Source organism: Spirochaetota bacterium, from assembly GCA_026414805.1.
Lineage (GTDB): Bacteria > Spirochaetota > UBA4802 > UBA4802 > UB4802 > UBA4802.
Window position 1 is genome coordinate 1 of sequence record JAOAIH010000085.1, and the last position, 11,442, is coordinate 11,442.

General features: G+C 35.1%; 11 protein-coding genes. 3 read left to right on the plus strand and 8 right to left on the minus strand.

Translation table 11 applies throughout. The features are described 5' to 3' along the window. The 8 genes from N3F66_13355 to N3F66_13390 form a co-directional block, all read right to left on the minus strand. On the minus strand, positions 1-211 hold a 211-nt coding region (locus N3F66_13355), incomplete at its 3' end, for an acyl-CoA dehydrogenase (GenBank protein MCX8125130.1). Positions 212-677: 466 nt separating this feature from the next. Next, complete coding sequence (locus N3F66_13360; GenBank protein ID MCX8125131.1) at positions 678-2,081, minus strand: sodium:glutamate symporter; 1,404 nt, start codon at positions 2,079-2,081, stop codon at positions 678-680. 205 nt (positions 2,082-2,286) lie between these two features. Further along, a complete protein-coding gene (locus N3F66_13365) occupies positions 2,287-3,078 on the minus strand; it encodes an acetoacetate decarboxylase family protein (GenBank protein MCX8125132.1) in 792 nt (263 codons plus the stop codon). 24 nt (positions 3,079-3,102) lie between these two features. After that, positions 3,103-4,410, minus strand: coding sequence for an acyl-CoA dehydrogenase (locus tag N3F66_13370; GenBank protein MCX8125133.1), 1,308 nt, complete (start codon positions 4,408-4,410; stop codon positions 3,103-3,105). A 1-nt stretch (position 4,411) separates the two neighbouring features. Beyond that, the gene (locus N3F66_13375) at positions 4,412-5,515 is read right to left on the minus strand and encodes an acyl-CoA/acyl-ACP dehydrogenase (protein ID MCX8125134.1); all 1,104 of its coding nucleotides are present in this window, start codon (positions 5,513-5,515) and stop codon (positions 4,412-4,414) included. Between the two features lie 149 nt (positions 5,516-5,664). Then, positions 5,665-6,732, minus strand: coding sequence for a helix-turn-helix transcriptional regulator (locus tag N3F66_13380; protein ID MCX8125135.1), 1,068 nt, complete (start codon positions 6,730-6,732; stop codon positions 5,665-5,667). A 42-nt stretch (positions 6,733-6,774) separates the two neighbouring features. Then, positions 6,775-7,416, minus strand: a complete 642-nt coding sequence (locus N3F66_13385; GenBank protein ID MCX8125136.1) for a hypothetical protein — start codon at positions 7,414-7,416, stop codon at positions 6,775-6,777. Between the two features lie 77 nt (positions 7,417-7,493). Then, positions 7,494-8,807 (minus strand): DUF362 domain-containing protein, encoded by a 1,314-nt coding sequence (locus N3F66_13390; protein ID MCX8125137.1) that lies wholly within the window; start codon positions 8,805-8,807, stop codon positions 7,494-7,496. Between the two features lie 241 nt (positions 8,808-9,048). Here N3F66_13390 and N3F66_13395 point away from each other — a divergent pair, with 241 nt between their 5' ends. From N3F66_13395 to N3F66_13405, 3 genes are all read left to right on the plus strand, one after another. Beyond that, on the plus strand, positions 9,049-9,777 hold the full coding sequence (locus N3F66_13395) for a 1-acyl-sn-glycerol-3-phosphate acyltransferase (protein ID MCX8125138.1): 729 nt from the start codon (positions 9,049-9,051) through the stop codon (positions 9,775-9,777). A 488-nt stretch (positions 9,778-10,265) separates the two neighbouring features. Beyond that, positions 10,266-10,982, plus strand: coding sequence for a YfiM family protein (locus N3F66_13400; GenBank protein MCX8125139.1), 717 nt, complete (start codon positions 10,266-10,268; stop codon positions 10,980-10,982). Between the two features lie 38 nt (positions 10,983-11,020). Continuing rightward, positions 11,021-11,260 (plus strand): hypothetical protein, encoded by a 240-nt coding sequence (locus N3F66_13405; protein ID MCX8125140.1) that lies wholly within the window; start codon positions 11,021-11,023, stop codon positions 11,258-11,260. The last annotated feature ends 182 nt before the right edge of the window (positions 11,261-11,442 follow it).

An 11,442-nucleotide genomic window follows, 5' to 3' on the forward strand; every position in this document is an offset into this window, starting at 1 on the left:
GGCTTGCTGCAGTAAAAACCTCATTGCACGCTATTACAATGGTAAAGGGCATACCCATCCCGCCAACTTCGGCTTCTTCCATTATGCCAACAAAACCGGCTTCATTAAATTTTTTCAAAGGAGCTTTAAGTATTTCTGGGATAATAACCCTTTTATTTTGTGGATCATATCTAACACCAATTTTGTCAGCTTCCCTGTTTACAGTATACACTTCTTCTACTGCAATTCTGAAAGCTTAATCAATGGTTGCTTCATATATGTCCTTATCATGATCAGCAAACTTTGGAATTTTTTTTAATTCATCCAATTTTAACATTTCAAAGAGTACAAAATGCACATCTCTTTGATCTACCAGTTGGTTCCGCATTGTTACTGATACTACTATTAAATACATCCAATATTTTTATTGTTAGAATTATTAAATATGTTAAGTATAACAATAATAATAACATACATATACATGTCATACTGATTTGTCAATGTATATATTATATGTTAATATAATTTTGTATATTAAAAAGATAATAATGTACCTATGAAATAATAAAGTATGCAACGTGTAATTAGTTAATGTGAGCATAGTACTTATTAGTTACAAACAAAAATTTTTTAGATTTTAATAAACAAATACAATTTTTTAATACCCAAAGTTTGTATGGTTTTATATTTATTACTAATTATACATCAGTGTGGCAAATCTTCTTTTTAAGTAATAGCAGAATAAATAACCAGCATATAATAACCATAACTGAAATAACCCATAGCTTATATGCCATAGTTATACCACCAATTCCAAGCAGAGGAATAAACATGCTGGTAATTATGCCTCCTCCCATGAAAGGTTCGTGCAAAAGTTGTTTATACGCAAACGCTTCCAATGCAGGAGTTTTATAATCAGGGTCGACAATTCTAAGCAGCATAAGCCCCGTAGCTGTCACACCCATGGATTGGCCCAGTTCTGCAATGGCGCGTTCAAACCAGCTATCCGGCAGTAAATTTTTTGCCAACACCAGAAGACAGAAGATATTCCACAGTATACCACCTGCAACCATTATTAAAAAAGGGACTATCCCCTGTATAACAATTACCACCTGAATCATTGTGACAGCACTTACTATGAGAATATCCAGTGCAACATTTTGAATTCTTCGCACAAGGCCAATGTCAATAGTGTCGTGTTTATCAAAGTGTTGGGCAAAAAGTTGCACTACAAGTCCACCAATCATGCACAGAGGAAAAAGTGGAAAGCTTTTTATAATAGTAATGAGTGTGGTATAAGTTGAATGTGAAAGAAATGGAAAAAATAACAATGCACAGTGTACAAGCAGTTCCTTAATACCATATCCTATAGCAACAGCAATTCCAACGATTGCTACATGGTATGACATGGCATCAAGTGAATCGGTGTGAATAGATAAATATCCCGCTACAGGCCTCTGGTCAATAGGGATTATACCTATGGTTTCATCTTCGGGGATATTTTCAATCTGTAAAGAACGGTGCGTGTAGCCCTTACGGTGTGCCCAATTAATAAGCACTATACCACAAATAACAGCACTTATAATCCCAACTGTTGCACTTGCCAGTGCAAAGTCTTTGCCCTGTGGCCATTGCATTGCTTCAAATGTTGGTGCAAGTCCACTTGCCGTGCCATGCCCACCTTCAAATCCTATCTCTATGACCGCACCAAACATAGCTGGCAGGTTCCACATCTTGCTTATGATAAAAATAAAAAGCCCAAGGCCAACCATGTATTGTCCCCATGCTACAATTTGCCCATACGACAACTGTGGTATAGATTTTTTTATCACTGTAGAAAATGATGGGAGCTTGACGCCTAAAAACAGGCAGGCAAATACAATATTAATAAGAAAAGCAGGTAACACAACAAGCCCTGTAAAAAAGCTTTCAAATGAAGTGATAGAGCATGCAGTAAGGGTTTGGTATAGTGTAAGTCCCACGATGCCGCCAATTAATGGTGAGGGAAGATACAACTTTTGAAACAGTGGTATGTGCAACCGCAGATAGTGTCCCACATACAATAATATACTAATGGTAATAAACGGTAGCAGTAAGGACATATATACCTTCTTTTGGATGATATAGTATAATTGACGCATATTCCTTTTAAAGAAACCAGAGGTCAAGACAAAATATGTGGGTACATGTATTTATGTGTATTTTTATTTTTGCGATAGTTACCATAGAATAGTTGTACAGTATGGAGCACTGTGCAGGCACACATCAATTATCGGTAACTATCGCCAAAAAAATTTTTTGCGATAATTATGCGAGGGGATCACCTTTGCAGAGCATCATCTGCGCCTGTGGTGAGTACATGCAACCAATGGGCTTTTTGCCATCCATTCCTAAATCGCGAAGATTTTGTGCCATGATGTGGTTGCTTTTTGCATTGACACTGCATTTGCCAGAGAATCCGTATGCAATTGTGAAACGTGTATCAACGACGGTAAGAGTTCTTAATGGTGTTCCCTTATGTGTTGTATGTGAAATAAACGAAGCATTTTTCAGCTTTGGCGTTGAGAGGAATCCGATATTTCCAGCTAATGTGACCAGAGGTTCGTTAATGTCGGGATCATACACAATTCCCTTAAAATATCGGTTGAGCAATGTAAAGTCAATCCGTGTGACAAACTTTGGATAATTCCACACTTCTTTACCTGCAAGGTAAGCAATCTGGGTGGTTACAGGGAGGTTGATTACATATGCGCCCACTTTCCATTTTTTTGCATCCTGCAAAATATGGATTGGTACTAAGGGTGGCTGCTTTTTGTTTTTTGGGTAACATAAAATGGAAAGTCCCACTTCATTATAAGGTCCTATGGCAGTATCGCGGTATTCAAAAAAATTCAACAGGGTTATGGCCTTACCAAAAAATGTGCAGGGTAAAAATGCAGTATCTTCTAATTTCTTTTTGGCTGCCGTATAATTCACAAGAAATATAAAATGTGCATATCCGTAGTCGTAGTAATAAATTGGCAGCTCTACAGTACCTTTTGTCATTTTAAATGTTTCAGTTGGAATAGTAAAAAATTGTTCCCGGGATAACGTCTTCATGCAAACCTCCTTTAGTTATTCAGTTTATAGTTTTATATCAGTTGTGTATTGATGTTCAATTATTGCGTAACGGTTAATCTGATTTGTGCCTTCATAGATCTGTGTTAAGCGTGCATCACGCAATGATTTTTCAACGCTATGAGCGTGTAATACACCTGCGTCTCCCATTAGTGCCATTGCCTGCTGACAAATTTCAACTGCCATATCGGATGCATATACCTTGGCAATTGATGAAAGTGATTGTACCGCCTTAAAATGGGCACAACTGCGCCAAATAGTCATGCGTACAGATTGTAGCTTTATAAGCATATCTGCAAGCTCATACTGCACTTGCTTGAATTCAATAAGCTTTTTACCCATATAATAGTTGTGGTTGCAATAGTGTAATGCTTTTTCAAACGCCCCGCGAGCATGTCCAAGTGCCATTGCGGCAACAACAGGGCGTGAGTAATTCAGTACATTTTGATTGAGTGCCCAACCGCCCTTTAGTTTGCCAACAATATTTCCTTTTGGAACAAATACATTGTCAAAGATTAATTCACTGGCATCGGCTGCCCTCTGTCCCATCTTCTTTTCGCGCCTGCCAATGCTAAATCCTTTCATTCCTTTTTTTACTAAAAAACATGTCCATGAGTCTATTTTTTCACCTTTAATTTTTGCAAATACCGTGACCTGGTCTGCAATAGCACCATCGGAAATAAAAACCTTTGTGCCGTTAAGTAAATACCCTCCTTTGACTGGCGTTGCAGTAACCTGAATACGTGCATCCTGTGCACCTATACTGTCTTCAACATCACTACCAGCTTCAGGTTCGGTGATTGCAAATGCCATTGTTGTGGGGATGCCACACCATGTTCCTTTAATATACATTGGTAGAAGAAATTTTATCCATGTTGGCAAATGTCCGCTTAACAGTAGTGGCGCAACACCTAAATGGTGTGCCAGAAGTAACAATGCCAGGCCTCCACATTCCGTTGCAAATTCTTCGGCAATCACAGCTACCTGTAGGGTGGTGCTTTTGAGGTATGGAAACAATGCTGCGCTTCCAAGAGGAAATGGCAGTATAATAGTCTGAAATCCCCAGCGGGTTGCTTCTTTAATCAGTGGTTGAGGGTCAAATGAGTATGGGTCTTGATCCACATGTAAGGCAAGTGGACGTAAGTATAGTTGTGAGAATGTAAGGGCTTTTTTTCTTAATTTGCGCACCTTTCTATTAAGGAGCATAGAATCATATTCCCATAGGCTTGTGTATTTACTGTCTACAAGGAGCTTGCCAAAAAATGCTAACTTTTCTTTTGAGTATCGCAATGACAGCATGGTATTGGTGTACATGCTATTCCTCCATTTCCATTTGTGCAATAAATTGCCGCATAAAAAATGGTGAGCCGCCAATTGTCTGCAATGTGGTACAATCTCTGAATTTTTTTTCAATACCAAAGTCTTCCATGTAGCCGTAACCGCCAAATACTTGCAGGCAGTTGGTAACTGCTTGTGTGCACAGAGTGGTTACTGTAAGCTTGCTTACAGCAGCATGGTGTAATAGTGATGAGCTATCGCACATATCAAAATTAAATAACATCTTTTGTGCTGTATTGATATACGCGAAGGCAGTTCCTAACAGCATTTGCACCGACTCAATATGCTTAATTATTCCTCCACGCTGGTAGCGCTGGTTTGCATATTGTAAAGTTTTATCGTAAGCACTTGTGGCTATACCTAGGGCGATAGCTGCGATACCAAGCCACAAACAGGCTATGAAAAACATCATTCTACTGACATCAATAACAAATGATTGCGTGGGCAACGAGTTAAAACGCGCAGAATACATCATGCCACGCAAACCGTGTGTGTTGTGTGGTTGCAACAGTACAGAATCAAGAGTTTCAAAGTAGCATATATGCCATGTATTGTTGTGAGGGATGCACACGATAGCATAACAAGGGTCATGCCCATAACCTAGCGTCTGTAGTATGCAATGATTATTTTCATAACTGTATGAGCTATGGTAGCTTGACGGATGTGTAAGTGTTGAATAGTATGGTGGAAAAATATCAGTGTAAAGTGCAAGGAATGGGAACAAAAAATTATTGCTAACATTGTTGTGAATTAGTATGTGAGTTGATATTCCCTGTATATGTGCTAAGAATGCAAACGATGCACATACAGTTGCTAAAGTTTTAAGCATTGTGAGTGTGTTATGGATACCCATAGCAGACGCATGTGAGTAAGTTCCCCACACACCGTATTCATATCCAGGTGCATTAACTTGCGCTGCAGGTATAATGCCTAAAGTATAAGCTTCTTCAAAAAGTGATGGCAGTAGTGAAAAATTCCCATCAGGATGGTGTTCATCAATATATTGAGCCACTCTTTTTTTACAGAAATCATTGGTTAATTTTTCAAATGCAGCAATATCGTTGCAGGATAGTGTATCCATAGGTTACTTTCCTCCAGAAACATATATTGTGTGTAACCTTTTTTTAGTAATATTACCATAGTGAGTTTGTGTTTGTCGACTTTTGTTATAACTCTGGACATTGTAAATATGACATGATGTACTGTATATAGTGGTGCAATTTTAATATGTTAATTTTTAAAACTATCTTTATATGCTGATGGTGTTTTTCCAGTATATTGTTTGAATATTTTATTGAATGTTGATTTTGAATTGAACCCTACGTGGAATGCAACTGATATGATATTTGCATCAGGATGCATAGAAAGGATCTTCTTGGCTTCTTCAACTCTGTATTTATTTACAAAATGATTGAAACGAATATGGCAGTATTCATTTAGAAATTGTGAAAGTTGGTGAGGAGTTATGTTAAGCTTGTTTGATAATATATCAAGATTGATGTCGGGGTCCAAATAAATTTTTTCGTTATTCATTATATCAAGGAGCTTTTGGTGAAGCAATTCCTTATCAATATTAGATAAATAATTTCTTTCATATTTTTTATTTCGGATAGCGTCAGCTATCCTGTGAAAAAGCAGTGGGAATCGTCTGTTTGTCAAAAAAAGAATTATTATAACAGCTATGGTCATATATCCTGCAATCACATAGTACTGATTTTTCTTTGTAATAAGCCATAGCAGTATTGGCAGAGGTGTTGTTATATTAATTGATTCAAGAACTAATGTCAAGTATAACCCTTTACGTATTTTCACATCGTTGAAAACTTTAACACATTGATAGATAAAGTAGAGTTGATACGATACAAATATTACTCCCCCTATAAAAAGAAGGATAGCAAACACATTAATATGTTGTGAATAAATTGATGATACTATATTCGATTGAAGTGAAGCGGGTGAAAAATAAAATGCCAATTCAATACAGAATATGCAGAGTGCTGGTAATATATGGAGGATCAAACGGCCAGATATTACTATGGTATTATTAATAAGTGAATAGTAGTATAAATAATTAAGAGGCCCTATTGCATATACTGATGTTAGATAAAATATGCAAGGTAGATGCGTAGTAAGAATACCTTCCCCCAGAACTGCATGGTTATAAAGTATAAGCGCTACATCTGCCATTACCAGAGCAGTCAGGTAGTCAACTTTTGTGCGGTTTGTTCTTCCGGTAACTTGTTCAATACCATGGAGTAGTGTAAAAATTGCACCAAATATAATAATAGCAAATGGCACACTCATACCTATAAATAATTATGGCACCTATGATGGTAATAATTAATCATAAGTAGTAATAGTAATATATTCATGATTATCACAATGTGCAAAAAATGAAAATGGATGATTTTTAGGTAATTGTAAAAAGCTATTACTTTTCATTAATAGAGCACATGCGTTATACAAAAGCTCCAGGATTTTTATAATTACTAATGTCTGGATGCTTGTAAATACGTTAGATTTCACAATATCAGGTACAGATATAATGTCAAAGAGGATATCTGATAGTATATCAATATCACATCCTCCAAATTGATAAAATATATTTTTTCCCAGTTCAAGGTGAGTATATAGATTATCTGTTTCAGGTAGCAGTTGATGTGCAGGTATTGAATATGTTTGTTTGATTGCATAGCTTTCATAGGCTGAAGCTAAAATTATAGAAGGGATGAAATGTTCATCAGCAGGAGCATCAATTAAAAGTGTGATTACTTGAATTTTTTCATTTTTTAACTTTGACGAATACAAGGTTAGTGTATTAGCTAACTCATGTGTCATTGCGTGAAATATTTCCTGGTCATCGATGGTTAAAAAATCTTTAATATATGCTGCAATATCTTTACTTTGAGTATGCAACATTGTTGTTTCGTAGTACTTTTGAAAGATTCCGGTAAATGGGTTATTTCGTACACTATGTAACATGGTAACCTCAAAAAGTAATGCAAGAATGGGTTGTTAGAAATGATGTATTCTCAATTTCATAAACCGTGTTGTCTAATTTATAATTTAATTACATAAAATTGCTCTTCAAATTCTGGCTTATTTTTATATCGCTCCATGAAATATGTTGGCGCTATATCCAAATGTTCAAAAATAAGAGGGTTTACTTCTATACCCGCTTGGTGCAGTGCTTTTACTGTTTCTTTTGGATCAGGTGGACAGCCTCGTATAGGGATAGCATGTATATGCGGATTATTTTTATGTAAATTAACCATACATTGGCCAAGTAAAATTGTATATTTTTTCCCATCTGAAGGTTTCATCTTTTTTCCTGTTAAAACTTCAACATCATTCCACGGTTTACCCTGCCATGCAAAAGTTATTGCGGTTAGTACTGCACCATTGAGTGCTGCACAATATGTACACATGGTAATATCGTATTTAGGATATGATAACCCGGTGACTCCCATCTTGTGCAATTTTTCGGGTAATGTCCCATCGTTATTGTATGGGAAAGAATATTCATGAAATGAGGTGAGCGATTCTAATGATTCACCAACAATTTTAATATCAGATAGATCAATTTTCCTTTTTTCCTGTTCAGCAGCTAATTCAAGATATGGTATATTCTTAGGGTTATGGCCAAGTACTATGGTGCCGACAATATCTGCAGATAACATGTCGGCTGAAGCAACAATGATATTACTTCGCCGTGGTTTTCCATCAAATCCTGGACCTCGTTCAAGTGTATATATTCCATCAATAATTGTTGCACCTTTTGGTAAAAGCGGATATAACTTTGCAATCATGTAGTGCAAGTTTTTTTGTTCGTCAGGATTATGAAATTTTTTTCTTGAAGGTATATTGAGTAAACCCTTTAAATTTTTGAGTCCCAGGCTTACAACAGTTTGGGCATGTGTCTTTAGAACTGGAATATTTATTAGAAAATCGCTTTCCAAAGCATCAGCATTTATTTGTATCTCAATTTCATTATCCAATGATACTTTTTTAAATGGCCTATCAAATATATTTACAATATTTACATTATATGTTTTTGCTAATGAAGTATAGCCTAAATAATCAAATGCATGAGCTGCTGTTTCTTTATCGTTAGGATTGAGAGTTACAATGCCTTCGCCAATTGTTATATAGTTTACTCCATAGTCTTTTAGTAATTCAACAACTTCATGCACAACAGCCGAAGTTGTGATAACACCCCATTTGGGGAAAGGCACTTTTGCCCAAAAAACGATATTTGGTTTAATAAAAACTTTATCTGATGGTTTTAAATTTGCAAATGCCTGTGAAAGATCTATAGCATATTGTATGCTTCCTTTGCTTTTATATTGGCTTAGGGCAACGCAATACTTCATATTTACCTCATTACTGTTTTATAAATATGTTATATATTTTATATTTATTTTATGCCCCAACCCAATATACCAGTAGCTATTAACAATGTACATTATTGTCAAGTATTAAAAATGGCAGTACAAAAAAATAATATGTAAATATTATATAATAACATTGCAATAATATTAATTTTATTTGTTGCAATATACCATATATATTTAAAGATATGTTGATTAATATTTGGCTTAAAAAGGTGTTTGTATGATTAAAAAAATTCTTTATATATTATATCAACCTTATAAGTGGGTGGTATTTTTTCCATTTCTTGTTGTATCTACATTATTCTTTGGTTTTTTAACTATTATTCTGGTTCCCTTGACAAATCCAAAAATTGCCAGTTATGTTTGCGGGGCAATATGGTCAAGGCTTAATGGATATATGACTCCTATAATAGTAAAGGTGCATGGAAGGGAAAATATTGACCCAAAACAGTCATATGTAGTAGTATCAAATCATCAAAGTCATTATGATGTATTTGTATTATATGGTTGGCTTGGTATAGATTTTAAATGGGTAATGAAACAGGAATTGAGAAAAGTTCCTGGACTTGGTATTGGATGTGAAAAAGTTGGGCACATTTTTATAGACAGATCAAACAGCCAAAAAGCATTACAATCACTTAATGAGGCAAAGAAGAAAATTATAAATGGAACTTCTGTAATTTTTTTCCCTGAAGGCACTCGCAGTAAGGATGGAAAAGTTGGGGACTTCAAGAAAGGAGCTTTTAAAATGGCATTTGATTTAGAACTCCCAATATTACCAGTAACTATTGTTGGCACTGCAAAAATATTGCCTGCTCACACTATCAATTTGTTTCCGGGGGTAGTTAACGTATATATTCACAAACCTATTGATATTAACGAATTTACTGAAAGCAGAATTGAAGAATTAATTCAAACAACTAAATCAATAATAACATCATCGCTATAATTATTTCCAATTTTTTATATACAGGTATGCTTTTAGGGGAAGTCATAAAAATGGTTGTTGAGAAAGTGTTGCAAACCTATGATTTCATATTGTACTCATTGTAATGCAATTTTGTCAAATTTTTCATCGAAATCACTCAACAAGTGTTGCAAATATTTGTATCAAAACAACTATTTTAAACAGTTTCAAATCTGATAATATTATAATGTAGATAAATATATGCTTTCTTAAATTTTCTAAAATGTGTTCTATATTTGGGAAAAATTATAAGAAAACTAATTGCTATCGCCTCCAATTTATTTTATCATTTAAACTAATAAGTAACTTTAACAGAGCCCTGTGCACCTTGTTTATTTGTGTTTTGCCGCAAGAATGGAATCTTAATTATGAAATTTTTTATTTTTTTTCTTTACTTTTACTATTACACTTTGTATTATGAAGTATATTTTTTATTGTATAGATACAATAGACTAAAGATAAATTATCAAATGGTTGAAGTGAATGAAAAGTTTATCAAAATATTAGTATCGGTAGTGCTTTCATTATATTGTGTATGCTACCTCTTCATGAAAGAAAATGCTTTATTAGCACAGAGCTATGAAAATATAAAAAATAACCAGGAAGTTGCAAAAGATGTTATCGATAGCGCATCCATTAACAATAGAGCAGATGAGATTGATTCATATGATGGGAATCATAAGCCAAACCTTGCAACTTTGGCAATGCTTATAGGCGTCCCGGTTGGCACTCTCATTTATGGTATGGCCACCTGGGATTGGGGCGAAGAAAAAAGTTTCCACGTCAGGTATGAAGGTTTTTTTGGTCAAAATACTGCAAATGGTGGAGCTGATAAAGTTGGCCATGCATTTTCCCATTACATTGCATTCAGAGCTTTGCATTATTATTATGATTGGTCTGAAAATGGTAGCGATAGTAAATGGTATTATTCCATTACAACAGCAGTATCACTTGGATTATTAATAGAAGTGGGTGATGCATATTCAAGTGAATATGGTTTTTCGTATGAAGATTTTATTGCAGACTTATCAGGAATATCTTTAGGTATACTATTAGAATATTCACCTACATTGGACTCGCTAATTGGTACAGCTGGCAATACATGCCTACATCTCGGTATTATGCCAAAAATGGAGAGAAGCCTCTCAATTTCACTACGGACTATAATGGCGCTAAATTTGTCTTAAACTTTAGATGTGCTGGTCTTCAAAATTTTGGTATCAAATTGCCAAATTTTTTACGGTATATACAGCTTGATTTTGGTTATTTCACTCGCAATTATCGAAGTGGCAATGTAACAGATGAAGGGCCATATAGAAGTCTTTATTATGGTGCTTCGTTAAACTTTATGGAAATTGTGAAAGATTTTTTTGATAATCCACAAAGTAAGCCTAGCAAGATATTACAGCAACCATTTAAATATTATCATATACCAGTAGGATATCATCAGGATTACAAGATTTAGAAGTTGCTTATTATTGCATTCTTGCGATCTGATTGCTTTGTTTATCTTTTTTTACACCCACCCAGCAATGGAATACCTCTTGCGGTAAACTTCATCATACCGCATGAATTTTGCTAATCGTTCTGCAAATGTCTTCCCTAACTGCACAAAATAGTCATGATGGTCTATGGGTACTCCAGTGT

Coding starts and splice junctions, on each gene's coding strand:
- N3F66_13365 (MCX8125132.1), bottom strand. CDS start 3,078: ATGAAGACGTTATCCCGGGAACAATTTTTTACTATTCCAACTGAAACA.
- N3F66_13395 (MCX8125138.1), top strand. CDS start 9,049: ATGATTAAAAAAATTCTTTATATATTATATCAACCTTATAAGTGGGTG.
- N3F66_13385 (MCX8125136.1), bottom strand. CDS start 7,416: ATGTTACATAGTGTACGAAATAACCCATTTACCGGAATCTTTCAAAAG.
- N3F66_13370 (MCX8125133.1), bottom strand. CDS start 4,410: ATGTACACCAATACCATGCTGTCATTGCGATACTCAAAAGAAAAGTTA.
- N3F66_13400 (MCX8125139.1), top strand. CDS start 10,266: ATGGTTGAAGTGAATGAAAAGTTTATCAAAATATTAGTATCGGTAGTG.
- N3F66_13375 (MCX8125134.1), bottom strand. CDS start 5,515: ATGGATACACTATCCTGCAACGATATTGCTGCATTTGAAAAATTAACC.
- N3F66_13390 (MCX8125137.1), bottom strand. CDS start 8,807: ATGAAGTATTGCGTTGCCCTAAGCCAATATAAAAGCAAAGGAAGCATA.
- N3F66_13360 (MCX8125131.1), bottom strand. CDS start 2,081: ATGTCCTTACTGCTACCGTTTATTACCATTAGTATATTATTGTATGTG.